General features: G+C 46.0%; 26 protein-coding genes and 1 tRNA gene. 3 read left to right on the forward strand and 24 right to left on the reverse strand.

Annotation, left to right across the window (positions count from 1 at the left end):
• Nucleotides 1-214 precede the first annotated feature (214 nt).
• The 9 genes from MKX74_RS27760 to rpsF all read right to left on the reverse strand — a co-directional run bounded on the left by MKX74_RS27760 (nucleotide 215) and on the right by rpsF (nucleotide 8,892).
• Nucleotides 215-1,177 carry a D-alanyl-D-alanine carboxypeptidase family protein gene (locus MKX74_RS27760; RefSeq protein WP_018883694.1) on the reverse strand — a complete coding sequence of 321 codons (963 nt, stop codon included), beginning with the start codon at nucleotides 1,175-1,177 and terminating at the stop codon, nucleotides 215-217.
• A 259-nt stretch (nucleotides 1,178-1,436) separates the two neighbouring features.
• A complete protein-coding gene (locus MKX74_RS27765) occupies nucleotides 1,437-2,405 on the reverse strand; it encodes an ABC transporter ATP-binding protein (protein WP_018883693.1) in 969 nt (322 codons plus the stop codon).
• Nucleotides 2,402-3,385, reverse strand: coding sequence for an ABC transporter ATP-binding protein (locus tag MKX74_RS27770; protein ID WP_341180485.1), 984 nt, complete (start codon nucleotides 3,383-3,385; stop codon nucleotides 2,402-2,404). The genes MKX74_RS27765 and MKX74_RS27770 overlap by 4 nt, the downstream gene beginning before the upstream one ends.
• A 14-nt stretch (nucleotides 3,386-3,399) precedes the next feature.
• Nucleotides 3,400-4,326, reverse strand: coding sequence for an oligopeptide ABC transporter permease (gene opp4C / locus MKX74_RS27775; RefSeq protein WP_341180486.1), 927 nt, complete (start codon nucleotides 4,324-4,326; stop codon nucleotides 3,400-3,402).
• Nucleotides 4,327-4,370: 44 nt separating this feature from the next.
• On the reverse strand, nucleotides 4,371-5,333 hold the full coding sequence (locus MKX74_RS27780) for an ABC transporter permease (RefSeq protein ID WP_028591491.1): 963 nt from the start codon (nucleotides 5,331-5,333) through the stop codon (nucleotides 4,371-4,373).
• Nucleotides 5,334-5,401: 68 nt separating this feature from the next.
• Nucleotides 5,402-7,141, reverse strand: a complete 1,740-nt coding sequence (locus MKX74_RS27785; protein ID WP_341180487.1) for an ABC transporter substrate-binding protein — start codon at nucleotides 7,139-7,141, stop codon at nucleotides 5,402-5,404.
• 642 nt (nucleotides 7,142-7,783) lie between these two features.
• Nucleotides 7,784-8,053 (reverse strand): 30S ribosomal protein S18, encoded by a 270-nt coding sequence (rpsR, locus tag MKX74_RS27790; RefSeq protein WP_018883688.1) that lies wholly within the window; start codon nucleotides 8,051-8,053, stop codon nucleotides 7,784-7,786.
• 21 nt (nucleotides 8,054-8,074) lie between these two features.
• The gene (gene ssb, locus MKX74_RS27795) at nucleotides 8,075-8,554 is read right to left on the reverse strand and encodes a single-stranded DNA-binding protein (RefSeq protein WP_018883687.1); all 480 of its coding nucleotides are present in this window, start codon (nucleotides 8,552-8,554) and stop codon (nucleotides 8,075-8,077) included.
• Between the two features lie 50 nt (nucleotides 8,555-8,604).
• Nucleotides 8,605-8,892: a 30S ribosomal protein S6 gene (gene rpsF / locus MKX74_RS27800; RefSeq protein ID WP_018883686.1), complete on the reverse strand. Its 288-nt coding sequence runs from the start codon at nucleotides 8,890-8,892 to the stop codon at nucleotides 8,605-8,607.
• 380 nt (nucleotides 8,893-9,272) lie between these two features.
• On the opposite strand from rpsF, the gene MKX74_RS27805 reads away from it, so the two are divergent.
• Both MKX74_RS27805 and MKX74_RS27810 read left to right on the forward strand, forming a co-directional pair.
• The gene (locus tag MKX74_RS27805; protein WP_341180488.1) at nucleotides 9,273-9,467 is read left to right on the forward strand and encodes a YjzC family protein; all 195 of its coding nucleotides are present in this window, start codon (nucleotides 9,273-9,275) and stop codon (nucleotides 9,465-9,467) included.
• A 380-nt stretch (nucleotides 9,468-9,847) separates the two neighbouring features.
• Nucleotides 9,848-10,165, forward strand: coding sequence for a hypothetical protein (locus MKX74_RS27810; RefSeq protein ID WP_018883684.1), 318 nt, complete (start codon nucleotides 9,848-9,850; stop codon nucleotides 10,163-10,165).
• Between the two features lie 244 nt (nucleotides 10,166-10,409).
• Here the strand turns inward: MKX74_RS27810 and MKX74_RS27815 are convergent, their stop codons facing one another.
• From MKX74_RS27815 to MKX74_RS27830, 4 genes are all read right to left on the reverse strand, one after another.
• Nucleotides 10,410-11,366, reverse strand: a complete 957-nt coding sequence (locus MKX74_RS27815; protein WP_028591466.1) for an IS30 family transposase — start codon at nucleotides 11,364-11,366, stop codon at nucleotides 10,410-10,412.
• A 189-nt stretch (nucleotides 11,367-11,555) separates the two neighbouring features.
• Nucleotides 11,556-11,646, reverse strand: a tRNA-Ser gene (locus MKX74_RS27820).
• Nucleotides 11,647-11,719: 73 nt separating this feature from the next.
• Nucleotides 11,720-11,938 (reverse strand): DUF951 domain-containing protein, encoded by a 219-nt coding sequence (locus MKX74_RS27825; protein ID WP_025681302.1) that lies wholly within the window; start codon nucleotides 11,936-11,938, stop codon nucleotides 11,720-11,722.
• Nucleotides 11,939-12,069: 131 nt separating this feature from the next.
• Complete coding sequence (locus MKX74_RS27830; protein WP_051289911.1) at nucleotides 12,070-12,930, reverse strand: mechanosensitive ion channel family protein; 861 nt, start codon at nucleotides 12,928-12,930, stop codon at nucleotides 12,070-12,072.
• Between the two features lie 315 nt (nucleotides 12,931-13,245).
• Here MKX74_RS27830 and yyaC point away from each other — a divergent pair, with 315 nt between their 5' ends.
• Nucleotides 13,246-13,851, forward strand: a complete 606-nt coding sequence (gene yyaC, locus MKX74_RS27835) for a spore protease YyaC (RefSeq protein WP_018883681.1) — start codon at nucleotides 13,246-13,248, stop codon at nucleotides 13,849-13,851.
• On the opposite strand, the gene MKX74_RS27840 is transcribed toward yyaC, so the two are convergent.
• From MKX74_RS27840 to rpmH, 11 genes are all read right to left on the reverse strand, one after another.
• Entirely contained in the window at nucleotides 13,802-14,323 is a 522-nt protein-coding gene (locus MKX74_RS27840) for a DUF4446 family protein (protein ID WP_341180489.1), read from the reverse strand. The two genes, yyaC and MKX74_RS27840, sit on opposite strands and share 50 nt — an antisense overlap.
• Before the next feature lie 369 nt (nucleotides 14,324-14,692).
• Entirely contained in the window at nucleotides 14,693-15,535 is an 843-nt protein-coding gene (locus MKX74_RS27845; protein WP_018883679.1) for a ParB/RepB/Spo0J family partition protein, read from the reverse strand.
• Nucleotides 15,528-16,289, reverse strand: coding sequence for a ParA family protein (locus MKX74_RS27850; protein ID WP_025681305.1), 762 nt, complete (start codon nucleotides 16,287-16,289; stop codon nucleotides 15,528-15,530). The genes MKX74_RS27845 and MKX74_RS27850 overlap by 8 nt, the downstream gene beginning before the upstream one ends.
• Nucleotides 16,290-16,525: 236 nt before the next feature.
• A complete protein-coding gene (gene noc / locus MKX74_RS27855) occupies nucleotides 16,526-17,344 on the reverse strand; it encodes a nucleoid occlusion protein (protein ID WP_018883677.1) in 819 nt (272 codons plus the stop codon).
• 778 nt (nucleotides 17,345-18,122) lie between these two features.
• Complete coding sequence (gene rsmG / locus MKX74_RS27860) at nucleotides 18,123-18,854, reverse strand: 16S rRNA (guanine(527)-N(7))-methyltransferase RsmG (RefSeq protein ID WP_025681306.1); 732 nt, start codon at nucleotides 18,852-18,854, stop codon at nucleotides 18,123-18,125.
• On the reverse strand, nucleotides 18,854-20,740 hold the full coding sequence (mnmG, locus tag MKX74_RS27865) for a tRNA uridine-5-carboxymethylaminomethyl(34) synthesis enzyme MnmG (protein WP_028591497.1): 1,887 nt from the start codon (nucleotides 20,738-20,740) through the stop codon (nucleotides 18,854-18,856). Before mnmG ends, rsmG begins: the two co-directional genes overlap by 1 nt.
• Before the next feature lie 101 nt (nucleotides 20,741-20,841).
• On the reverse strand, nucleotides 20,842-22,218 hold the full coding sequence (gene mnmE, locus MKX74_RS27870) for a tRNA uridine-5-carboxymethylaminomethyl(34) synthesis GTPase MnmE (protein ID WP_341180680.1): 1,377 nt from the start codon (nucleotides 22,216-22,218) through the stop codon (nucleotides 20,842-20,844).
• A gap of 102 nt (nucleotides 22,219-22,320) precedes the next feature.
• On the reverse strand, nucleotides 22,321-23,061 hold the full coding sequence (gene jag, locus MKX74_RS27875; RefSeq protein ID WP_018883673.1) for an RNA-binding cell elongation regulator Jag/EloR: 741 nt from the start codon (nucleotides 23,059-23,061) through the stop codon (nucleotides 22,321-22,323).
• Nucleotides 23,058-23,930 carry a YidC/Oxa1 family membrane protein insertase gene (locus tag MKX74_RS27880; protein ID WP_018883672.1) on the reverse strand — a complete coding sequence of 291 codons (873 nt, stop codon included), beginning with the start codon at nucleotides 23,928-23,930 and terminating at the stop codon, nucleotides 23,058-23,060. Before MKX74_RS27880 ends, jag begins: the two co-directional genes overlap by 4 nt.
• 71 nt (nucleotides 23,931-24,001) lie before the next feature.
• On the reverse strand, nucleotides 24,002-24,352 hold the full coding sequence (rnpA, locus tag MKX74_RS27885) for a ribonuclease P protein component (RefSeq protein WP_018883671.1): 351 nt from the start codon (nucleotides 24,350-24,352) through the stop codon (nucleotides 24,002-24,004).
• A gap of 347 nt (nucleotides 24,353-24,699) precedes the next feature.
• Nucleotides 24,700-24,834 (reverse strand): 50S ribosomal protein L34, encoded by a 135-nt coding sequence (gene rpmH, locus MKX74_RS27890; RefSeq protein ID WP_081625218.1) that lies wholly within the window; start codon nucleotides 24,832-24,834, stop codon nucleotides 24,700-24,702.
• Nucleotides 24,835-25,748: the final 914 nt, after the last annotated feature.

Genomic DNA, 25,748 nt, shown 5'->3' on the forward strand with positions numbered 1-25,748 from the left:
CCACTTGTCTACCTCAGCATAAGAGTTGAAATGGTCACTTGTCAAAACTCGCAAACAACCTCCTGTATTATAGCTTATTCACCGTTGTCTTCTCCATTCAGATGAATCGTTCAAAAATAAAAGACTCTGTCGATGACAGAGCCTTCTTGGCTACTTTTATTCATTTGCCATATTGGCCCACTGACGATCTATACTCAGCTCAGATCATTGCTCTTCACGATCTTTGCAGGTCAACCAGCCAGTTCGGGGCTAGGTGAGCCCAATTCTGGAATCGATCCTTCAATGAGACCTTCTCTCCAAACCCATAATTGAACAGCTTGCGCGTCTCCTCGAATCGCTCCTCCCGGGTTGCAGCACCCAGAATGACGACTACAAGACGTTTGCCATGCTTCTCCGCCGTCCCCGTAATACAATACCCGGCATCTGCCGTGTAGCCTGCTTTCAGTCCATCTGCACCTTGGTAGGAATAGGGCCCCCCAAGTGCAGCGAGCAGCCAATTCGTATTGCTAAGATACAAGCCTTTGCCTTTCAACTCCAGCTGTGTGCGACTTGAGGTCGTCAGAATTTCGGGATGTGTCTGAATCAGATAGGAGGCCAATCTCGCCGTATCTGCGGCTGTCATCAGCGTCTCGCCATGAATATCTACCGGATGATTCACTCCGAGCTCCTGTGCGCTTGCTCCTGAAGAATTCACAAATAAGGTGTGTGAACTCAGTCCGATCTCCTTAGCACGCTCGTTCATACGTTGTACGAATGATGCCTCCGAACCAGCAATATGCTCAGCGATCGCAACAGCAGCATCATTGGCAGAGTAGACTACCATGCTCTGGAAGAGCTCGCTTACCGTCATATACTCACCATAACGCAATGACAGGTTAACGCCCCCAACTGTACTTGCATATCGGCTGATTCGAACCTCATCATTCCAATTCAATTTGCCTGCAGCGATGTCATCCAGCACCAATAGCTCCGTCATAAGCTTGGACATACTGGCAGAAGGCAGGGCTTGTCCTCCATTCACATCCACCAGAATATTGCCGGATTCCATATCCATGACTACAGCTGCATTTGCGTTTACATCAGGCTTGCCAACCAGCATGACTGGTGAAGCGATTATACACACACATATAATAAGCGTGGGCACCAGAGCCCAGCGGAACCATCGTTTATTCATCATCGCACAACCCCCATATATATATTAGACGAACTAAAGAGGGTTTTGGTCTGCAATTTTGTAAAAAAAATTTAATTTTTTTTTCGGACAAGGGAATTTTTCCTTGAAAATCGGTCATAATCTGGTGACAATAACGAAATATTTATAGAAACTCGCTTGAGCCGTGTCCTTCCAAAAGCAAAAACATCCGCCGTTCTGGCGGATGTCGAGAATGCTATAAATTACTGTAGATGCTGTAGAGGGGCATCTGCCCGGCACATGATTATGCGAAATGGCAGGCTACGTAATGCTGGCCACCCATATCCCTGTAATCGGGCACAACCTGCCTGCACTTGTCGGCCGCCAACGGACAGCGGGTGTGAAATTTGCAGCCGGTTGGAGGATTCGCCGGGCTTGGGATGTCTCCCTGCAGCACGATCCGTTCCCTTTTAATTGTAGGATCAGGGATCGGAACCGCTGACAGTAGTGCTTTCGTATACGGATGTAACGGATTGCTGAACAACTCATCTGTCGTAGCCATTTCCACCATGGAGCCGAGATACATGACTCCTATCCTTGAGCATAGATGCTCTACCACACTCAGATCATGAGAAATAAATAGATACGTCAGCTGGCGCTTCTCCTGTAAATCACTAAGCAAGTTAATGATTTGGGCCTGAATCGACACATCCAGAGCCGATACTGGCTCGTCGGCTACGATGAAGTCGGGATTCAGGATCAGAGCGCGAGCAATACCAATCCGCTGACGCTGACCACCTGAGAATTCATGCGGGTAACGGTCGTAATGATACTCGGCCAGGCCGCATATTTTGAGCGTCTCGATAACTCTGTCCTTCAGCTCCTTGCGGTCAATTAATCCATGATCCAGCAGCGCTTCTCCGATAGCTTCACCAATCTTGATTCGTGGATTTAGCGAGCTGAACGGGTCCTGAAATACAATCTGCATACGTGGGCGCAGCTTGCGAATCTGATCACTGGGCAAGGTATGAATATCTGTCCCATTGAAGCGCACCTCACCCCCCGTCTTGTCGAGCAGACGTAATATCGTTCGTCCGATGGTGCTCTTGCCACAGCCCGACTCACCAACAAGTCCAAAGGATTCACCTTTATATATCTGAAAGGACACATCATCTACAGCCTTCACATCCCCGACCTTACGTTGGAACACACCACCTGTAATCGGGAAATACTTTTTGAGGCGATTCACTTCAACCAAGACTTCTGCACTCATGGTCTGCTTCCCCCTTCCTCCTCGTACAGCCAGCAGGCTACCTTATGTCCCTGTTCCTTCGTACGCAGCGGCGGGGTCGTTTCCCTGCATATTTGCATGCAAGCCTCACATCGTTCATGAAAATGGCAATTATCCAGCAGATCAATCGGATTCGGTACCTGTCCGGGAATAGAATACAGCCGTTCCTTCCTCTGATTGATGACAGGCTTGGCTTTTAGTAGCCCTTGGGTATACGGGTGCTTGGGGTTTTTGAACAGCTCATACACGGAGGCCTCCTCGATAACTCTTCCTGCATACATGACCACTACATAATCTGCCATTTCAGCGACTACGCCCAGATCATGCGTGATCAGCATAATGGAGGTCTTAATCTCCTGCTTCAGATTACGCATCAGGTCAAGAATCTGCGCTTGTATCGTAACATCCAGCGCCGTGGTAGGCTCATCCGCAATGAGTAGCTTAGGATTGCAGCAGAGAGCAATCGCAATCATGATGCGCTGACGCATACCACCACTCAGTTCGTGTGGGTAGGAACGGAAGATTTCGTCAGGCCTTGAGATACCAACCAGCTTGATCAGCTCAATCGCACGTACCTTGGCCTCCTTATTGCTCATAAGTGTATGCATGAGCAATGGCTCCATAATCTGCTCGCCGATCGTCAGCACTGGATTCAGAGAAGACATCGGCTCCTGGAAGATCATTGAGATATCATTCCCGCGAATCCGTTGCATGTCCCGCTTATGAAGAGAAAGGAGCTCACGTCCCTCGAACCAGATCTCGCCCTCCGATACATGGGGGGAATCAATAAGCCTCATCATGCTCATCGCGGTTACGCTTTTACCACAGCCGGACTCCCCGACCACACATAGTGTCTCCCCCTCTCTGATCTTGAAGCTAACATCATTCACGGCTTTGACCGTACCGCTCGAGGTATGAAAGTGGGTTTTGAGATTTCGAAATTCGACTAGTGTATTTTCCATAATGGCCTCCCGGTCTATCTCTTCATTTTGGGGTCAAGGGCATCCCGAAGTCCGTCCCCCATCAGATTAATAGCAACTACCGTGATGAGAATGCACATGCCCGGAGGAATCCAGAGCCACGGACGCTTGCGGAAATCAATCAGATTATTCGCAGCCGAGATCATGTTGCCCCACGAGGGTGTCGGCTGAACAACGCCAAGCCCCAAGAAGCTTAGGGCTGATTCGGTAATAATTGCTCCTGCTACGCCTAGTGTCGCCGTAACGATAATGGTAGGAATCGTGTTCGGTAGCAGATGACGAAAAATTTTACGCCGATCTCGAAGACCAAGTGCCTCTGTCGCTTGCATGAATTCCTGCTCTCGAAGTGTAAGTATTTGCCCTCTTACCAACCTAGAAAGCGTAGTCCAACTTAGAGCGCCTATAATAAACATTAAGAAATAAATGCGTTTGGATGGGTCAATTTTGAGGTCAGAAAGCACGGCTCCTAGGATAATGAGGAGTGGTAGCGTCGGTAAGGACATGAAGATATCGGCAATCCGCATGATGATCGTATCGACGTTCTTGCGATAAAAGCCTGCCAAAGCGCCCAAGGTTGAGCCAATAACTACCGAAATGACGGTGGCTACAAGTCCGACCATTAACGAGATTCGCCCTGCAAGCATTGTACGCAGCAGAATATCACGGCCTAGCTTATCGGTTCCCAGCCAATATTTTGAGTTAGGAGACAGATTTTTCTGCGATAGATCATAGTCATTCACCGTATAGGGGGAGATCATGGGTCCAAAGATACTTATTCCAGCCATCAGCATAATAACAATAGCGCCGATGACAGCCAGTTTATTACGAGCAAATCGACTCCATGCGATGCGCCAAGGCGAGAGCTCTGAACGACGCACAGGGACCTGCTGATTCATTTCTGAGGTAACCGTCTCAACTGACAAAATGAATCCCTCCTGCTAATTCATGATTAGGTATACGTCGTCCTCTATTTCAGACGAATGCGTGGATCTGCAACCCCATATAATACGTCCGACAACAGATTCCCCAGCAGTGTTAGCACAGCCAAGAAGACGGTGAATCCGAGCATAAAGGGGTAGTCCCTCATATTGATGGATTCGAGGTAGACCTGACCAATCCCGGGCCATACGAATACCTTTTCCAATATAATCGCACCGCTGAATAGAGCCGGCAGCTCGAAGCCGAGCAAGGTGATTGCCGGAATCAGTGCATTACGAAGCGCATGCTTGAAGATGACCGTCCGTTCCTTCAGCCCCTTCGCACGAGCAGTTCGGATGTAGTCCTGGCGAATGACCTCTAGCATTCCTGTACGGAAGTAGCGGGTAAGGCTTCCTGTGCTGAGCATCGTCAAAATGAGTACAGGCAGGAACATATGATTCATAATATCGACGATATGCTCCCATGTATTGTTGGTGATTCCCGCCGTCGTCATCCCGCCTACCGGGAACATTCCTAGATCCAGCGCGAATATTTTGATAAATAATAGTCCAATAAAGAAGGAGGGAAGAGACATACATAAGAAGATAAAGAGTGTAGCCAGTTTATCAAATAAGGAGTACTGGAACTTGGCTGAGAACACACCTATGAAGACCGCAATAATCCAACTGAAGATCAGACTGAAGAAGGCGATCAGGAAGGAGTTCCAGACATAATTGTTAATGACCTTGGTGACCGGCTGCTTATGCTGCATGGATTCCCCGAAGTTCCCCTTCAGCATATTGCCAGCCCAGATGAAATAGCGCTGATAGTCAGGCTTATCCAGCCCGTAAATATGACGAAGCTGCGCTTCTTTCTCAGCGGTCATGTTCGGGTTGCCTTTTCCTGTGATGTAGTCACCAGGTACCAGGGCTGAGATAGCAAAAATGATAATGGATATGCCAAGGAGCGTGGGGATCATTTGCAGCAGCCTTCGAGCGATATACTGCTTCATGCGGATTCCTCCTGGAAGATAAATGATATGCCCAGCCCTGAATAGAGCTGAGCATATATGAACGTCACTTATTGTGCAGTCGATACGCTATACATGCTGTACATAAAATCCTTGAACGGCGACAGCTCGAAACCAGACAATCTGCCGTTGATTGGCCACATATCCCGGCGCTGGTACATGAAGATTACTGGTACATCCTTGTTAATCTCTTGGTACAGCTCAGCATACAGAGCCTTGCGCTTCTCATGATCCAGTTCCTTCTTCGCTGCCAGCGTCAGCTCATCAACCTTTGCATTGGAATATCCAATATCATTTTGCGCCCCATTCGTAATATAGACGGTTGCATCCGGATCGGGCTCCAAGCTCCATGCTGCGAAGAACATTTCGAAGTTCCCCGTGTCCTTTTTATCCATAATGGCATTGAAGTCTAACGTTTCTGCGACCAGATCAATGCCCAGTTCCTTGTAATTGTTCGTCATGATCGGTAGCAGCGAATCTACTACTGGATTATCCGCTGTTGCAGAGAAGTTGATCTTGAACTTCTTGCCACCCTTCTCACGGATACCGTCAGCTCCGACCGTCCAGCCAGCCTCATCCAGTAGTTGCTTAGCCTTCTCCATGTCGAACTCATACTTTTCAATACCCTCAGTTGTATAAGCCCAAGATTCGGTGGATTGAGGAATGTTAATGACATTTGCATAAGGCCCGTATACGCCTTGCACGATCTCCTCCCGATTCAGGCCAATTGTCAGTGCTTGGCGTACCTTCAAATCCTGGAATTTCTCATCCTTGTGGTTAAAAGCTATATATCCATAGCCGTTCGTCGGCATGATATGCACATTCAAGAAACCAAAACTCTTCAGTTCTTCTACATTGTCCTCGGTCACCGTGACATTATCCATATCTGTCTCACCCGTCTGAAGCATGGACAGATTTGTTCCGTCTGTAGTTGTCTTATAGATGACATTCTTTGTTTTTGGAGCTCCCCTGAAGTAATCCGGATTCGCTTCCAACACAACCTGTTGTCCAGGCACATATTGCTTAAGAATATATTGACCAGAGCCAATTGGCTTGTCACTTAGTGCTTTGATGCTATCAAGACTTCCTTTCTTGTAGTCCTTGCCGTAGTAGGATTCAGGGATGAGTACTACATCACCCAATACATCGCGTGTAGCCGCATTTGGCTCGGTTACAGTCACCTCAGCCGTCAGTTCATCAATAATCTTGATGCCTGAGATATCCTGTGCATTCCCCTCGAAGTATTCTTTACCACCTGCAATATTAATCGACAGCATGTCATGCTCTCCATCATATGCAGGGTCATGCAAAACCTTCATGACGAAAAGATAGTCATTCATCGTCACGGGCGTACCGTCGCTATACTTCACACCTGGCTTGAGGTGGAATGTATACTTGAGCCCATCCTCAGATACATCTACCTTCTCAGCCAGGCTTTCCTTGAACGTACCATCTACATCTACTTCCAGAAGCGTATCGAAGATGAGACGGTTCACATAGTTATCATAGGAGGTCTGATAGAATAACCAGTTGAACACTCCCTTAGGAGCCGTCATTCCAACAATAATTGTATCTGTACGCTGTTGTGCGGCAGCTGGGTTCAATGACATATCTTCAGCTTCAAATATCCCTTCACTAGCTTCCTCTGTAGACGTCTGCGTCTCGGCAGGCGGTGATTCCGCAGCTGGATCAGTCGTATCTGTTCCGCTTCCTCCCCCACAAGCACCTAATACCAGACCTAACACCAGAATCAATATGCATGTTCCATACCAGCTCTTTACTTTTACCACAGATTCATCCCCCTCTTTACCTAGCTTTGGACTTGATAGTAATGTCTTAGAAATAAACCATTGGTCAATAAATTGTTATTCTCGCTCACAAATTATTCCAATGAATTATCAACCATATTACAATGTCACTTAACATTACGTCAATATATTTTATTTCTCTCATTAATTAACTTTAATTCATTATAATGAAATATTAATGTTATGTTTTCATTTGTTTATCAAGAGTTAGTAACGAAAAAGCATACTCAGCAACAAATAAATGCCACAATATAGCTATGTAAAGTCAACTATTATAACATGCTATTGACGTATCATTGTGATCTGGTAAATGGATGCTATACTTGATCAGGTATATGGTCTGATAATATTGGATCTGCTACTGTAGGAATTGCATCATGTTGTGGGGAATCACATTTGAAGGCTTTGAATTTCATCAACAAAAAAAATTGAATAACAAAGCTATTTCTGGATGATACAGAGAAGTTGGATAGTAATGGAATAAAAATGTGTTAGTAACACGTTACATCGCAATGCTAGAGTTGTCAAGCTTTTCCTTTAGACTGTTATTTTTTCCAAAGTATTTACCTAACAAAAAAAGGACACTCTCCGAAGAGAATGTCCCTTTTCTGTAGCCCCTAATTACTACTCAGTAGTGTAAGGAAGCAGAGCGATTTGACGGGAACGCTTAACAGCGATTGTCAGCATACGCTGATATTTCGCGCTAGTTCCAGTCACACGACGTGGCAAAATTTTGCCGCGCTCGCTGATGAATTTTTTGAGCAGATCTGTATCTTTATAGTCAATGTGAGTAATTTTGTTCACAGTGAAGAAACATACTTTACGACGTTTGTTGCGACCGCGACGAGCTGGTCTTTTGTTGTCGTCTCCGCCTTCTCTTTGTCTGAAGCCCATTCTTTGTCAGTCCTTTCCGTTTTAAAATGGCAGATCATCGTCCGATATATCAATCGGCTTTCCGTCATCGGAAAAAGGATCCTGATTGCTGCGAGCGTTGTTATAGTTCCCACGTTGGTTGCCGCCGCCCCCATATGAAGATGAGGACTCTTGACGACCGCCTTCACCATTTCCACCGTCACGGTTCGACTCCAGGAAGCGAACATTATCAGCAATAATTTCAGTCACGTATACACGTTTACCTTCATTATTCTCATAATTTCTTACCTGAATTCGGCCTTCAACAGCCGTTAGTCGACCTTTACGAAGATAGTTAGCGCAGGTCTCCGCAAGCTGGCGCCAGGTGACAACCGGAATAAAATCCGCTTCCCGTTCCCCGCCTTGACTTGTAAACGGACGGTCTACAGCCAAAGTGAATTGAGTAACAGCGACACCTGCCGGTGTATATCTCAGCTCTGGATCTTTGGTTAACCGACCGATCAGAATAACACGATTCAACAATCCAATCCCCTCCTTTGTACGTTGTGCATAATTACATCACAGAATGTGAATTAAGCTACGTCGTTCGTAATGAGATAACGAATTACATCGTCAGAAATTTTCATTTGACGCTCCATCTCAGTAACTACAGCTGGTTCAGCTGTGAAGTTAACAAGAACAAAGGAACCATCACGAAACTTCTTGATCTCATACGCAAGACGGCGCTTACCGATCACATCATGCTTGGTAATTTCGCCACCGCCGTTGGAGATGATGCCTTGGAATTTTTCGACTGCCGCTTGAACAGCTTCTTGTTCAATGTCAGGGCGAATAATGTACATCACTTCGTATTTGCGCATTCTTTACACCTCCTTATGGACTTAAGGCCCTCAATCTCAGTTGAGAGCAAGGAACGAGCACAAACTCGCACTGAAATATTATATCAAAAGGATACTGCTATTGCAAGGAAAACTCCTAATTTCCTTGTCTCTGCTTTATTTCCTTATGCTTGCCTTCTAATTTCTTGTCCTTACTTTCTAATTTCTTTTACTTATTTTCTAATTTGATGCTTTCATCTTTAGATGATTGCTGCACTTGCTTACGTCGGCTCCCCTCTTTTCCCCATACTGACTCTCCTGTAGACGCAGGCACATGTTTCCCGGGACAGTAGCACACAATATATTCGCTCGGACATTATCTGTCCAGCAAGAAGCCTATTTGACGAAGGAGGATTGCAACCATGGGTGAAAAAACCGAGTTTGAGCCTGGCGACAAAGCACCAAATGACGGATATTATATGGAGGTTGGTGAGAAGAGCTTCCATACCGAGATTCAGAACCCACAACATGTGCATCTTCTCAAGGGAGATACCTTCCCTGAGACCACTAACCATAATCGAAAATGGAAAAAGCAGACCAAGGCACGTGTTCACTAAGTCCACTCAAAACATTTTTTTAGAGTAATGTATAAAACATCGCAAGCGCGTGCATATTATTATTAGGCAGTGCAGCAGAGAGGTGTGGTTCCGTTGGATGACGTAGCCGGACAGACTGTTGGGAGATCAGCCCCGGACATTAGAGAGCAACAGATTGTGCCGAGGACATTGGTTCTGTAAGCGCAAGTATTGCCTAGCAATACACTGGGTTCGTGATGATAAGGAAAGATCAATCCATTAATGCACTGCCGAAGAGGAGAAGCCTTAGGGTTTCTCCTTTTTCTTTTTTTCCCTCACACCAGTTATCTGGATTGTTCTGGTTAGTTCTGATAGACTATACCTGTTGAACTAATGATCCTATTCCATTGGAGGTAAATGCTATGAGCGTGTCCCGAGTATTAAAATGGATCTCAGGCGTTCTGGAGCTGATTCTTGCCATCCCCATCATTGGCGGGTCCATTGTAATTGGTACTTCTTACTCGGCTCTCGGCTTCATGTTCGTCCTTCATCTGATTACAGTCATTCTCTCACTTCGCAACCAGGAGCCCATCTATGGCTCTGTATTCGGTATAATTACCTCTGCAATCGCATGGATTCCTGTTCTCGGCTGGCTATTGCACCTTATTACAGCCATTCTGTGCATGATTACCGGGGCTAAGCGAACGGAGCGCTACTCTTACCCACCTAACCCATTCTAAATAGGTAGAGTGGTCTTTTACGTAGCTTAGAGAGCCTTATCTCACCTGAAGAGATCCTTTCATTTATGTATTCATAGATAAATACCAAAACCCCTTGTTCAGCCTCAAAGCCGAGCAAGGGGTTTTTAGTTGCCGAGATTCCGACAGGATCTCATTACTTATATATGCGGCCACCTTGTATAATTTGCTTCTATATCTACTTGCTGCACGTAAGACTAAAACAATGAATATATATGACGGATTGTCAAGCCAAGTGCGACAGTTCCTCTGAAAAGGATTCGTGAGCGGTCCTCCAGTCCAGACATTTACGTGGTCTTTGGTTGATCAAGTGCAGAGCGTTTTCCAGAGCTTCATCCGTGATTTGCGCGAAATCGGTCCCCTTGGGGAAAAACTCTCGCAAGAGGCCGTTGGCATTCTCATTCGAGCCGCGTTGCCAGGAGGAATACGGATCTGCGAAATACACCTGTACGCCATGAGTAGCTTCCAAGCTGGCGTAACAGGCAAACTCCTTGCCACGGTCTGCGGTAGCGGTTTGAAATGCATGGGTAGGATACTGTGAGGCCGCTACACCAAAGGCAATCTCCATGGACAACGCGGTACGGTCTGGCATCCGAATGGCGGTGTACAAGCGGGTTTTGCGTTCGATAAACGTGGCCAAGCAGCCCTTGCTTTTCCCACGGCCTGAGACGACTGTATCGAGCTCCCAATGGCCGAAGGTCTCCCGGGAACGAACCACTTTCGGACGCTGAGAGATGGCCTTACCCACAGCGAACTTGCCGCGTGTCTCTGCAGGTCTCTGCCGTTTACCTTTGTGCCGTAAAACCGTAAGCACGCCTTTTACCAAACGGCCTGTATACAGCCAGCGATAGATCGTTTTAAAACATACCATCGCTTGACCCTCCTGACGCAATCGCTCTACGGTTTGCTCCGGAGACCAGGTCGCCTGAAGCTTTTCTTCGATGCGACTCGCCAGTTCTAGATTCCACTTACCTCCGGAAACTGACGCCTTACGGCGCTGGACATAGCCCTCTTGCGAGTTCTCCGCGCAGTACGGGTGTTCTGCTGCATTTCGGCGGAGTTCACGGCCAATGGTGGCATGATGTCTGCCAAGTTCCTTGGCAATCGCTCTGGTACTTTTCCCCTGCTGGTGGAGGATTTCTAGCTTGCTTCGCTCGATTATGCTAAGATGTGTGTAGCTCATGGTGGATTCTCCTTGTGTGAATGTGGTGTAGGAACCTTCATTCTACACGAATCCGGCCATGGGCTCTTTGGTATATTTATTTCCAGTAGGTGTCGCACTTCATATTACAATCCGTCATATGCAAAAAATCCCCCTGCACTCTGTCGAGTACAAGAGGAATATATACAATCAAGCATGTATAAGCAAAAGTGGCGGAAAGAGTGGGATTCGAACCCACGCACGCCTTGCGACGCCTAACTGATTTCGAGTCAGCCCCCTTGGACCTCTTGGGTACCTTTCCGCAGCAAGGTTTATTGTATCACATATATGGGTTCGGTTCAAGATGTCCGTCTAAAGAATTCCTGCAACACGCATTACGAAGGGGTTGGCCCCTCTTCGGCCCCAGCTGAGCGCAGCACCTTCCGCATATTTTTTTCAAATTTCAGACGTGGAATGAGCACACTATGCTTGCAGCCTACACATTTAATGCGGATATCCATACCCATTCGGATGATCTCCATCTCATTGCTCCCACAAGGGTGCTGCTTCTTCATTTGTACGATATCTCCCAATTGGAAGGTCTTGCGCTCCATCTCCATGACTCCCCCTTTAATCACCTGCTTAGCCTTGCTCTAATACTTGCTTATATCTTTATCATATCTGCCAAAGCAAAGCTCAGTCTATTCATTTCTCGAATTAGCATGCTTTACTGCAATTGGCCTTCTCACTGCTCTCTGGAGGCTGCCTGCTCCAGCAATGCCTGTCTCATCGCTTCCTCATGCTCCACTGACTTCTTCACCTCAGTGATGATGTCACGCTCCACCTCAGATCTCGTATTTGGCTGGCATTCTGCTACGATACGAATAATATATTCGGAGGTGCTCATCGACTGTACCCCCAGCACTTCAGGTTCTGAGATAACCAGTGGATTCCGATCCTGTATACCTTCCAGAGCCTGATTGACCATATTTACCGTCTCCTGCAGAGTACGCTCTGCCTTCACAGGTAGATCAACGACAGCAAGAGAGTTGGACATAGAGTAGTTCGTGACAGCTGTAATCATACCATTCGGTATAATGTACACCTCACCCCGCCAGCCAATCAATCGGGTCGTCCGCAATCCAATGAGTTCTACAGTCCCTTTATAGGCTCCAGTCTCAACTACATCACCTACAGCAAATTGATCCTCAAAAATAATAAAGAAGCCCGTAATAATATCCTTCACCAAGCTCTGTGCACCAAAACCGACCGCGAGTCCAATAACGCCTGCACCGGCAATAAGTGGAGCCAGATTTATGCCCAGTTGGGATAGCACAAGCATGATTAGTAGGAAATTGAACACAACGGTAATGACATTTTTGAGGAGCTCGCCTATGGTCGTCATTCTTCTGGAGTTGACCATAATTTTGCGCGTCTTTCGCTGCTCCATCGTGCGATCAATCAACCTATACATCAAGCGTATACCAATGCGGGTAATCAAGATAATAATAACAACCTTCAGTATGGTATAGGCCGTTCCGGTCCACATTCCAGTATCGGTCAGCCATGCCCAGATTTGCTGCTTCCATAAGGCCGCATCTTTCATAATATCCTCTGTCCCACTATTCTCATTTAACAGCCTTACCACACATGATCTCCTCCTCTAGCCGTGACCTCTTCTACAGCAATGTACATTATTATCTATAACATTTGCCCCTTTTCATGCCTTTCACTCTTCTCATGTCCCAAGCATGATTATAAGCTCCCTCGAATGCGGCTCTTTCCCAGGATAATCCCTGCAGGAGCCGATCTATGAATTCTCTTGATTCATAAAGTATAAAAAGAAGATTACTTCCATATACTAGTTACTACTATATCGTCTGCATTATGCTGACACACTAAGCTACGAAAGGAAGATCTCATGAATCGTCCTCCCCAATCTACAGGTAACTATGAAGCGGCCAACCTGAAGGTCTTGTACTCAGACCCTGATATCCAGTCCATCCTTGTGCATCGTCTGCTCTTCTATTTGCATCAGGCCCGCAATATGAATCTGGTCGTTGTCTGTGTAGGTACAGACCGCTCTACTGGCGATTCGTTAGGTCCTCTTGTCGGAACGAGCCTGAGCAAGCTCCATTCGCCTCTATTTCACTTGTACGGTACACTTGATGAGCCTGTACACGCGATTAATTTACAAAGCACACTCGACCAGATCAGCCAACAACATCATAACCCCTACGTGATCGGGATTGATGCTTGTCTAGGCCAGAGCTCCAGTGTAGGATGCATACAGGTCACAGAAGGGCCTCTTCGTCCGGGGGCAGGAGTAAATAAAGAATTACCGCCGGTTGGCGATATCCATCTTACGGGCATCGTGAACGTCGGCGGTTTTATGGAATACTTTGTACTTCAGAACACTCGCTTGAATCTGGTAATGAAGCTTGCTGATGTTATTTCAAATAGCCTATATACAGCGATCAAGGAGTGGAACTATCACTATGCACTGTTGACTGCGCAAGAGCAATAGCTTCATTTTCTTCGGGGGAGAGCATATGGGAGGAGCTTCCCCCTTTTACAGCCTTGGCATATACGTAAGAGCCATCTCGGTTGTAAATCCCGGTCAACACCATACCATCCCGATGCTCATCCAGAATGGCCAGGGAGAAGCTCAGGTCTCCACCGTGCTCTCCAAGAGCGTTGTATCTTTTGACTCCAATATTCCCTTTCAAGCTTTTCATTCTACCTTGGATGGTGTGCATCAGTGCCCGATTTTTCTCCTGCTCATCCTCAATCCCATCCATCTGAACCTTCAGATCAATCAGCAATGATTCCAGATTGTCGACTCCGCTGCCTGCCATCATTTGCTGATATCTGCGTCGCATTCCTTTGAGCTTGGCCCCTTGGACGATGACCACAATGATGAGGATCAGTAAAACGAAAATTATCCCCGCCATCAACGCAGCCAGCTGCTCAGCGATTAGTCCGTTTAATTCGACCATGTATTGCTCCTACTCCCCTGTACATTTTGATTATAATGGCAAAGCATGGATTATGAATCATCTATGCAATCCCTTTATGCTTCTGCTCATTCTTTATGGTCTGTAGTGTGTTTTTCGACTTTCACTTTTACTTCTCGGGTATGGTGTGAGTCTCTGCTTGCTCTGATTCTGTCATCGGTCGAATTGATAATGATTTCTTCTAAGCTTACTCCATCATTTTGAGTATTTGCTATTTCAGGTTATTTCACGCCTTACCTCTTCAACCATTTATTACGTATTGCATAGAATTAACTTACAATGGTTTTCAAGAATCACCGGACATAAAGAGGCGTATACAGAAAAGTATATCCTCTTCTGACCTACTAACTTTTATTGAAGTAACTCAAGCAGTCGTTCAAGATCCTGTTGGCTATAATAGTTCAATTCAATCTTACCCTTGTCCTTGTTATGCTTAATGCGAACAGTCGTCTTGAATCGATCTCGTAATGATTCTTCAACATTTTCAATGAATGGGTCCTTCTTCTTTTGCTTCGGTTTGCTCTTCGTGTCATCAGCTTTCCGATCCAGTTGCTGAACAGCCTCTTCTAGCTCGCGTACACTCCATTGCAAATCAATCGACTGCTGAGCAAGTGCTTTGAGTGTCTCCTCATTTTTGACCGATACTAATGCCCGTGCATGTCCCATTGACAATGTTCCACGTGAAACATAATCTTTCACTTCTTCTGGTAACGACAACAACCTCAGGAAGTTAGCAATATGAGATCTTGATTTCCCTACCTTTAATGAAAGCTCTTCTTGAGTCAAGGAAAATTGCTCCATCAATCCTTGGTAGGCAACGGCGATCTCCATCGCGTTGAGATTCTCACGTTGCAGGTTCTCAATAAGAGCAATCTCCATTACCTGTTGGTCAGAAAAACTCCGCACCACTGCAGGTATCGTCGTATTACCGCAATATTGAGAAGCACGGAATCGTCTCTCACCTGCTATAATCTCATACCCTTTGAGCACACTGCGGACAATAATAGGTTGGATAACCCCATGCTGACGGATGGACTCCGCCAGTTCCTTAATTGCCTCTTCTTCAAACACCTTCCGTGGCTGATACGGATTTGCTCGTAACTGATTCAGCGGAATGTCTACAACTTTATCGTCATCATTGACAGCAAGTGAAGGTATCAGTGCATCCAGACCTTTACCCAGTCTCTTACTCATTTGCATCCACTTCCTTTGCCAACTCAATGTATACTTCTGCCCCACGTGAGCGAGGATCATACGTAATAATCGATTGTCCATGTGAAGGTGCTTCACTGAGTCTTACGTTACGAGGAATGATGGTCTGATACACCTTGCTTTGGAAATACTTCTTGACCTCTTCAATGACCTGTATGCCAAGATTCGTCCGCGCATCAAACATCGTCAACAGCACACCCTCAATCTGGAGGCCAGTATTCAAGTGTTTTTGTACCAAGCGAACCGTATTAAGCAGCTGACTCAGACCCTCCAAGGCATAATACTCACATTGGATAGGAATAATGACAGAATCGGATGCCGTCAGCGAATTCAGCGTAAGAATCCCAAGGGATGGCGGACAGTCAATCAATATATAATCGTAGTTGTCTTTAACGAGCTGCAAAGACTTTTTCAGCCGAAGCTCACGGGAAATGGTTGGTACCAGCTCGATCTCAGCACCAGCCAATTGAATGGTAGCCGGAATAATATGCAATCCTTCCACCTGCGTAGGCGCTATGGCCTCACTAGGATGGACTTCATTAATGAGCACATCATATATACAGTTAGGCACATCTGCTTTATTGATTCCAACCCCGCTTGTGGTGTTCCCTTGCGGATCAATATCCACAAGCAGTACCCGCTTGCCGAGGGAAGCAAGTCCAGCGCCCAAATTCACGGAAGTAGTCGTCTTACCTACCCCGCCCTTTTGATTCGCTATGGCTATAATTTTGGCCAATTCGTTCACCTCATAATTTATTAAAGGGGTCTTATTCTGATAGATTCTGAGATTAGCTATACATAGTTACATTTTAATGAATGCAGCTACAATACAGCTAACCTCTTCTACTATATTAACTGAACCTGATCAACAACTTCCACTGTACCTTATTCCCGAAGTTCATCGTTCTACGGAGAATACAGTCTCACGAGACAGAAAAAGCGGCAACGCTGCCGCTTGACGCTTCAACTACATTATTTACGCTTTGGAATATGGATAACGATCTCGTAGTGATCTTCATTATCTGATTCTTTTGTCTTGATGTCCATTCCCGAGCCAGTAATCATATCGATGGACTGTCTGATTGTGTTCAGGGCCAGCCGCACGTCCTTCGTAAAGGATACGCGCTTGGCTTTTTTAATCTTGGATGCTTCTTTATAAAAGGCCACTCTGGCTTCCGTCTGCTTCACATTCAGTTCCTTGCTGATTACCTCTGCCAGTACCTTAAGCTGTAATTCTTCTGTTTCTAATGACAGCAGAGCTCTGGCATGACGCTCAGTAATACTACGCTCCATCAGTGCCGTCTTAACCCCATCTGGAAGCTGGAGCAGACGTATTTTATTGGCAATCGTCGATTGGCTTTTACCCAGTCGCTGAGCAAGGCTCTCCTGAGTCAATTGATGCAGATCAATCAGCTTCTGGTAAGCGACAGCCTCTTCGATCGAAGTAAGCCCTTCTCTTTGCAAATTCTCAATGAGTGCAATGGAAGCGGCCTGTGAATCATTAAAATCACGCACGATTGCTGGAATGCTCTCCATTCCCAGCTTGGTCACCGCACGCCAACGACGTTCACCTGCTATAATCTCATAATGTTGATCTCGGGCACGGACCACAATGGGCTGAATAATTCCATGTGTCTTAATCGTCTGGCACAGCTCGTCAATCTTGTCATCGTCAAAAATCGTCCTAGGCTGAAATGGACTGCTGACAATGTCATGGATCGGAATGTTCTTCACTTCATCTCCGCTTACACGCTCCGAGAAACCAAATAGCTTAGAAAATTGTTCTTTCATTCCGTATAATACCACCTAATTTCATAATGGACATTCACAGAACCTGCACACACTCATTGCGTTACTTCCTAATACACCCACCTGATACACTGACCTGCTGTCTCCTCTTATCTTGAAGATCAATCAGGCTAAAGACCCCCTCATGCACATTAATTGATATATCCGTAAGCCATCGTAGAATGGCTATCCACATGTGGACAAGTAACCTTGGTCACATGCGAAGATATCTATTCATGTGTAATACAGAGACTATGTACATACAGATACGCGAAGTAACATCAAATTCATCGGACCTTCAGGAACAAGATTCCAACTATGAGTAAAATGTGATGCGGGCATAAAGTTACTTATATATCATGTATCTGGTTACATCCGTTATTTCTATTCTATCACTTTTTCGAGTATAATCCTATCTATTCCCAATCCCTAAAATATATGATTTGGTCTCTTATTTACTATAGGTTAATGATATAATTCACCCATTTCCGATACTAGCTAACAAGCTCCTTCTCTGGTCCATGAGACTGTTACTTCTCTACATCGTCTACATCATCAATTGAAGATATGTATCAGCAGCGGATTCTTTGTCTCCTTTCCAACAATATAATATCTTACTAGGCTACTCTATTATAATATGGAAAATTGTTGAATCACAAATAAAGGGAATGTTTCACGTGAAACACTCCCTTGTCTCTATATTTGTATCTTTATCCTGATCTCTATCTTTATTCAGCTCTATATCTGGAATTTCTATACGACAGTCAATAAATCAAATGACCTAAGGCTGCAGCAAAGGCATCTTTAAAGGGGTGCCTGCTTTACGCGGATACTTCTTAGGTGTCTCGGCAAGCTTTCGAATCAGCACCATGTGTCGCGCAGACTCTTCAACAGGGAGCTGAAAGGCTTCAACCGAGCTCAGCTGTCCTCGTAGCTCCTTAAGGCTATAAGCCGCCTCTTGAATCTCCTCTTGCGGATCACTGCCCTTCATCGCTGCGAAGCATCCACCTTTGCGTACAAAAGGAAGACAGAACTCGTTGAGAACCGCTAGCCTTGCTACAGCTCGTGCTGTAACCAGATCATAGCTATCCCGATAGCCAGCCTTGCGACCTAGCTCCTCTGCTCGGCCATGAATCAGCTCAGTCTCTGTAAGCTGCAAAGACTCCTTGATGTGTGACAGGAAGTTGATCCGTTTGTTCAACGAATCAATGATCGTCAGCTTAATGGACGGAAAGCAAATTTTCAGAGGAATGCCAGGAAAACCCGCACCCGATCCAATATCTGCGAGTGTCCGAATCTCATCCATATTCACATAGAAGGCCAGGGAGACGGAATCGTAAAAATGCTTCGTGTAGACAGCCTCACGTTCAGTAATCCCGGTCAAATTCATCTTCTCATTCCACTCTACAAGGAGACGATAATAGCTTTCGAACTGGTCTAGCTGCTGTTCATTAATCTGAATGCCATGCTCGGCTAATCTTGCCTGAAATTCTAACTGTATCGCATCTGCCATTATGCTCTTGCCGCCTTCACACGATTATAATGCTCCAGGTAGACTAGCAGAATCGAAATATCAGCAGGTGTCACACCTGAGATCCGTGAAGCCTGCCCGATGGACATTGGACGAATGGTGTTGAGCTTTTGCTTCGCTTCCATGGCAAGCCCCTGTACCTCATCATATTGAAGGTCCTCAGGCAGCTTTTTTTGCTCCATCTTTTGCAGACGCTCTACATGCTGCAATTGCTTTTCGATATAGCCAGCGTACTTAATCTGAATCTCAACCTGCTCTTTCATGTCTGCATCCAGCTCCATTGGTGAAGCCGAGATCTGCTCAACCTGCGCATAGCTGATCTCTGGACGACGAAGGATCGTCAGCAGATTGCTACCATCCTGGATTGGAGCAGAGCCTGCCGCCTCCAGCATGGTGTTAACATCTACAGGCTTGATTTTATGCGTACGCAGACGTTCAATTTCCTGTTCGACCTTAGCTTTCTTATCCACGAATGCCGCATAGCGCTCTTCTGGAATCAGACCAATCTCATGGCCGATCGGTGTCAGACGCAAATCTGCATTATCATGCCGCAGCAACAATCTATATTCAGCACGGGAAGTCAGCAAGCGATAAGGCTCATTCGTCCCCTTGGTCACCAGATCATCAATCAGTACACCAATATAGCCCTGTGAACGATCAAGGATTACTGGCTCCTTGCCTTGTACCTTACGAGCTGCATTAATCCCAGCCATAATACCTTGACCAGCCGCTTCCTCATATCCAGAGGTACCGTTAATTTGCCCAGCAGTGAAGAGTCCTGGTAGCTGCTTCGTCTCAAGTGTTGGCCAAAGCTGTGTCGGTACCATCGCATCATATTCTATAGCATATCCATTACGCATCATTTCTACGTTCTCCATACCTGGAATGGAACGGAGCACAGCAAGCTGCACATCCTCCGGAAGACTTGTAGACAAGCCTTGTACATAATATTCAGAGGTATTCTTGCCCTCAGGCTCCAGGAAGATCTGATGCTTCGGCTTATCACTGAAGCGTACAATCTTATCCTCGATCGAAGGACAATAACGAGGCCCTGTCCCTTCAATAACACCTGAGAACATAGGAGCACGGTGCAGATTATCATTAATAATCTGATGCGTGTCCACTGAAGTATATGTCAGCCAGCATGGAAGCTGCTCGTTGTCAGACGATTTCGTCTCATACGAGAAGAATTTGGGCTGATCATCACCTGGTTGAATCTCTGTCTTGCTGAAGTCAATGCTATCCTTATGCACTCGTGGAGGAGTTCCGGTCTTGAAGCGCACCAGGTTGAAGCCCAATTCACGCAAATGCTCCGACAGTCGTACAGATGGCTGCTGATTGTTCGGGCCACTCTCGTACATCAGCTCACCCATAATAATTTTCCCACGCAGATACGTTCCAGTAGTCAATACCACTGCACCTCCCCGATAGGAGGTTCCGGTCTTTGTTAGTACCCCTACACATTTACCATCCTCAACGATCAGTTCCTCGACCATACCTTGACGAAGTGTCAGATTGGGTTCTTTCTCCATCGTCTCCTTCATGGCATGCTGGTAAGAGAACTTATCTGCTTGCGCACGCAGCGCATGAACGGCTGGTCCCTTGCCTGTATTCAACATCCGCATCTGAATGAAGGTCTTATCTATATTGCGCCCCATCTCTCCCCCGAGCGCATCAATTTCACGTACAACATGACCCTTGGCCGGACCACCAATCGAAGGATTACATGGCATAAAAGCCACCATATCCAGATTGATGGTAATCATCAATGTCTTACAGCCCATACGGGCCGCAGCAAGTGCTGACTCTACGCCAGCGTGTCCAGCGCCTACAACAATAACGTCATAGTTGCCGCCATCGTATCCCATTGGTAGTACCTCCTTAAAATAAGAGCATAGCCGTTGCTATTCACTCTCTTCTATTATAAATAGTATGATTTTCTAACCATCAATTTCTGAAGCTGTAATTCCTACTTCCCAAGACAGAATTGGGAGAAGATCTGATCAATCAACGCATCATGAGCCGTATCGCCCACAATCTCTCCAAGCTGCTCCCATGCGAGCCGGACATCAATCTGAATCATATCAATCGGAATGAATTGATCGGCAGCCTCGTAGGCTTCCTGGAGTGACTGCTTCGCCCGTTTCAACAGCGCAATATGCCGCACGTTACTTACATAGGTAAGATCAGCAGACTCCAGCTTACCACTGAAGAACAGCTTGGAGATAGCTTCTTCCAATCCATCCAAGCCTTCATCCGTCTTCACGGACATCGGAACAATCAGCTCCTCAGCTATATAACGTGTCAGAATCCCGCGATCTAGTTGGGAAGGTAAGTCCATTTTATTCATAATGACAATCACTTGTCTACCGCGGATTTGTTCCAACAATTCCAGCTCATCCTGATGCAGTGGCTCACTTGAATTCAGGACCAGTAAGATCAGGTCAGCTTCACTGACAGCGGTCCGTGAACGCTCTACACCAATTTGCTCGACCACATCCATCGTTTCCCGAATCCCGGCAGTATCCAGCAGCCTTAGCGGAACATTGCGAATTGTGACATATTCTTCAATGACATCACGGGTCGTGCCAGGGATATCTGTGACAATTGCCTTATCCCCTTGAGCTAAAGCATTCAGTAATGAAGATTTCCCCACGTTCGGTCGCCCGATGATGGCGGTAGTAATCCCTTCGCGCAGAATCTTCCCCTGCTCAGCTGTACGCAGAAGCCCATCAATCTCCTTCATGACCTCACTACTCTTGTCCTTGATGAACTGCGAGGTTAGCGATTCTACATCATGCTCTGGATAGTCAATATTCACTTCAATATGGGCAAGCGTCTCGACCAGAATGTGACGAAGATTGCGAATCTTCGAGGACAGCATCCCCTCTGACTGCTTCATCGCAATAGAGAATGCCTTGTCTGACTTGGAGCGGATGAGATCCATGACGGCCTCTGCCTGGCTAAGATCAATTCGTCCGTTCAAGAATGCCCTCTTCGTGAACTCGCCTGGCTCAGCCAGTCGAATATTCTGGAGCAGCAACAGGTCCATGACTCGCTTGACAGCTACCACACCCCCATGAGAGCTAATCTCTACGACATCCTCTGTGGTGAAGGATCGCGGCCCTCTCATGACCGTTACCAACACCTCTTCGACTCGTTCTCCGCTCTGGGGTTCGATAATGTGTCCATAATGCACAGTATGTGATTCAGCCTCCGTAAGAGGCGTTTTACTCTTGAACATACGCTGAACCTCTGGTAATGCGTCTGGCCCGCTGACGCGGATGATCGCAATTCCTCCCTCACCAACTGCTGTGGAGATCGCTGCTATCGTATCGCTTAACATCATTCTCACCTCGTTCTATTTTCTCGGGCACACATGCCTCTTCTTCGCTCTTATGAAAAAAAGCAATGGCCTCCGCACCAGGCAGAGAGCCATTGCATTTCTTTATTTCTTGGCAATGATGACGCGCCGATTCGGATCGTCCCCTTTGCTGTACGTTCTAACCTGATGATTACGTTGTAGCTTGGCGTGAATCACTTTACGCTCCGCCGAAGACATTGGTTCTAGCATGACCTCTTTGCCTGAAGAGACAACTTGTCCAGCCAGACGTTCAGCCAGATTCTCCAGCGTCTTACGTCGTCGATCCCGGAAATTCTCGGCATCAAGAATGATGCGAACATATCCATCAGAGTAACGATTAGCTACAATATTGGTTAAATACTGTAGAGCGTCTAACGTCTGCCCTCTTCTTCCTATCAGCATTCCAAGCTCAGGGCCGGAAATATCCAGTGTGCTCTCATCCTTACGATGATGGACATCCACACTTACCTCAAGTCCCATACCTGCTGCAGTCTCCCTGATGAAGCGAATAGCCTCCTCATATGGATCAGCACCGATGGAAGAAGAATCTGTAGACGCCAGTTGTGTAGAAGCAGATTGTACCTCTGCTTCAGGAGCTGTTATCGGATGATGTTCTATGGTTGCTTTAGTTGCCGGTATAGGGTCAGGTTCAGGGATTATAGTTAGTTCTACCTTCGCCTTCCTGGTCCCGAACCAGCCCAGGAATCCTTTTGACGGCTGCTCTAACACGGTCACGTTTACTCGTTCCCGGCTTGTCCGAAGCTCGGCAAGCCCTTGTTCTACAGCATCTTCAACGGTTTTTCCTGTCGCAACGACTTTGGTCATCTCGATTTTTTAGCTCCTTTCCGTTTTCCGCTCTGATTTTTTCTCTTATTGCTATTGCCTTGTCCACCTTGAGATACCTTGGCAGCATTCACAGCAAGAGCTGCAGCCGTCTTGTCGTTATTGCGATACAAGAAATAGTTCTGTACGATCGTGTAAATGTTACTGTACACCCAGTACAGCGGCAGCGCCGATGGGAACTGGTAGGACATAATGAAGATCAATACCGGATATACCCACAGAAGGAATTGCATAGGCCCTTGCTGCGGCGTTGGATTCATCTTCATCATCATCCAGGTCTGCACGAATGTTGTAATTGCTGCGATAACTGGCAGTATCCAATATTGGTCAGGCATACCTAGCTGTAACCACAGGAATGTGTGATCACGCAGCTCCGAGTTATAGTAGATCGCGTTATACAGCGCGATGAAGATTGGCATTTGCACAACTAGTGGAAGACAGCCAGCCATAGGATTGACCTTGTTCTCTTGGAACAGCTTCATCGTCTCCTGCTGTACCTTCTCTGGTGTATCCTTGTACTTATTCTGGATTTCTTTCAGCTGCGGCTGAATCGCCTGCATTGCCTTTGAGCTCTTCACCTGTTTGAGGGTAAGCGGTAAAATCAGTGTTCTTACAATAATCACGAGCAGTAGTACTGCTAAGCCATACTCTCCACTGAACCATTCAGCAAAGGTGTCCAGTGCATAAGAGAACCAGTATACGACATTCCTTTGCCAGAAGCTTCCGTTAGCCAAGTCAGCTGTCGTATAGGAATTGTTCGCTGATGGAGCACAACCGGCTAATACAGCAACAAGACCAAGCATGGCGCTCAGGAGAAACCATTTTCCCTGTTTTGTCTTGAATCGCGACACTTCATAACCCCTCTCTTAACCAATCCATTCCAACGTAAATCATACCATATTGAGCAGGACAAAGAAACCGACTATCTCCCTGAAGATTTCAATAGTGAGGCTTTGCGTAATACATGTAATACGCTCTTCTCCAGATTTTGATAGGACATGGATACGGCCCCCTTGCGAACAATAAAGATCAGATCGATATGGTCCATGATCTCATGCTCGTGGTGACGCATAATTTCTTTAATTAATCTGCGCATCCGGTTACGGACGACAGCATTACCAATCTTCTTGCTTACCGAGATCCCCACACGGAACTGATCTACCTCTTTTTTGCGAAACCAGTACACAACCAACTGATGATTCGCAAAGGATTTGCCATGTCGGTATACTCGTCCGAAGTCTGCACGGTTACGAAGACGCAATTTTCTCTGCACGGCGCTTCTCCTTGCTTCAATTCAATTCTATTCATTCGTCCGCTCCCGGAATGCGTTTCTACTATAAATAATTATAGCCCAAACTTCCGGGTGATAATCTAGATGCAACCGGAGTTATGCCTACATCTATATTGGGCCTAATTCATACACCATCATCCATATATAGATGTAGGGACTTTTTCTCCCACTGTCTGATAAGAAAACGTCTATTGTCGTACTTGCACAGGAGATGACCGTGTTTATGGATGTTTTTCTGGCGATAATCGAATAATTCAGCTCCGCTGAAAACTTAAAAATTCTATTATCTTCAAAAAAAAAGACCACCGCAGGTGGTCTCCATGCACGTATTATGCACTCAATACTTTTCTGCCTTTTTGGCGACGGGCAGCCAACACTCTGCGTCCGTTCTTCGTGCTCATTCTTTTACGGAAGCCGTGAACCTTTTTACGCTTGCTGACATTTGGTTTGAAAGTCGGTCTCAATGTATTGCACCTCCTTACAAGAAATACGTTTTATATGGAATATACTCGATAGCGATCTCCACAAAAAACACCTTTATACATTTAACCATAAGTATTCTACGAAGTCAACCAGCTTGAGGCTCTTCCTCTTTTTTCTTTTTTCTATATTTCTTCTTCCTGTACCTTGCCCACATAATCATCCTCTAAAAATGGAACGATACCCTCATAGCGTCTACTCCACTATGAAGTACATTTCGAGTTAATCCTGAATAAGCTGCTGGTCAGTTGCTGTCAGTTAGAGTTTTCCACAGGCTCTTTTGAACGATGCTCTGGATCGGAGTTATACACAAGCTCACAAAAACAGCTTATAACTGATTTGATCCGTCATAACCTGTGAATAATTTTTATCCCATGAATTAAGTTATTGTCGAAAACTAAACAAATTATTAACAATATCTTGTGTTGTGCATAAGATTTATACACAACAGATTGAATTTGTGGATAAAATCCGATGACTCATTGAAATACAAGGCTTCTTTTGCTATGATTATATTACTTTTGATTGTGAATATGTTGTTTTACCCTATATATTATCAACAGTCTGTGGATAAAGTTGTGAACAAGTTCAATTTATCCATATTTTTTATTTGTGCGGATACTGGATTCTGGGGATATATTCTACATTATTCATTTCATTTCGACATTTTGATTTCCTCTCCGGCCTATGGAACACAGAGTACAACTACACTGGCCAAGCCCACCTGAATTGACTGCCACGATTCTGCCGATTACGGCAGCTGACTTTCCGTCTATGTCTCGTTCGGGGCTGGTTTGTGCTGCGTTTCTCTGCAACTGTGCGCCGCTAGTCAGCAACGCGGATGTGCCTTAACGAGGCGGTTGTAGCCACATTGGAGGATGTAAAAGGAGTGACGTCT

Origin of the sequence: Paenibacillus sp. FSL K6-1230 (assembly GCF_038002385.1) — a bacterium.
Classification (GTDB): domain Bacteria; phylum Bacillota; class Bacilli; order Paenibacillales; family Paenibacillaceae; genus Paenibacillus; species Paenibacillus massiliensis.

Coding starts and splice junctions, on each gene's coding strand:
- MKX74_RS27760 (WP_018883694.1), bottom strand. CDS start 1,177: ATGATGAATAAACGATGGTTCCGCTGGGCTCTGGTGCCCACGCTTATT.
- MKX74_RS27765 (WP_018883693.1), bottom strand. CDS start 2,405: ATGAGTGCAGAAGTCTTGGTTGAAGTGAATCGCCTCAAAAAGTATTTC.
- MKX74_RS27770 (WP_341180485.1), bottom strand. CDS start 3,385: ATGGAAAATACACTAGTCGAATTTCGAAATCTCAAAACCCACTTTCAT.
- MKX74_RS27780 (WP_028591491.1), bottom strand. CDS start 5,333: ATGAAGCAGTATATCGCTCGAAGGCTGCTGCAAATGATCCCCACGCTC.
- rpsR (WP_018883688.1), bottom strand. CDS start 8,053: ATGGGCTTCAGACAAAGAGAAGGCGGAGACGACAACAAAAGACCAGCT.
- rpsF (WP_018883686.1), bottom strand. CDS start 8,892: ATGCGCAAATACGAAGTGATGTACATTATTCGCCCTGACATTGAACAA.
- MKX74_RS27805 (WP_341180488.1), top strand. CDS start 9,273: ATGGGTGAAAAAACCGAGTTTGAGCCTGGCGACAAAGCACCAAATGAC.
- MKX74_RS27810 (WP_018883684.1), top strand. CDS start 9,848: ATGAGCGTGTCCCGAGTATTAAAATGGATCTCAGGCGTTCTGGAGCTG.
- MKX74_RS27815 (WP_028591466.1), bottom strand. CDS start 11,366: ATGAGCTACACACATCTTAGCATAATCGAGCGAAGCAAGCTAGAAATC.
- MKX74_RS27825 (WP_025681302.1), bottom strand. CDS start 11,938: ATGGAGCGCAAGACCTTCCAATTGGGAGATATCGTACAAATGAAGAAG.
- MKX74_RS27830 (WP_051289911.1), bottom strand. CDS start 12,930: ATGAAAGATGCGGCCTTATGGAAGCAGCAAATCTGGGCATGGCTGACC.
- yyaC (WP_018883681.1), top strand. CDS start 13,246: ATGAATCGTCCTCCCCAATCTACAGGTAACTATGAAGCGGCCAACCTG.
- MKX74_RS27840 (WP_341180489.1), bottom strand. CDS start 14,323: ATGGTCGAATTAAACGGACTAATCGCTGAGCAGCTGGCTGCGTTGATG.
- MKX74_RS27845 (WP_018883679.1), bottom strand. CDS start 15,535: ATGAGTAAGAGACTGGGTAAAGGTCTGGATGCACTGATACCTTCACTT.
- noc (WP_018883677.1), bottom strand. CDS start 17,344: ATGAAAGAACAATTTTCTAAGCTATTTGGTTTCTCGGAGCGTGTAAGC.
- rsmG (WP_025681306.1), bottom strand. CDS start 18,854: ATGGCAGATGCGATACAGTTAGAATTTCAGGCAAGATTAGCCGAGCAT.
- mnmG (WP_028591497.1), bottom strand. CDS start 20,740: ATGGGATACGATGGCGGCAACTATGACGTTATTGTTGTAGGCGCTGGA.
- mnmE (WP_341180680.1), bottom strand. CDS start 22,218: ATGTTAAGCGATACGATAGCAGCGATCTCCACAGCAGTTGGTGAGGGA.
- jag (WP_018883673.1), bottom strand. CDS start 23,061: ATGACCAAAGTCGTTGCGACAGGAAAAACCGTTGAAGATGCTGTAGAA.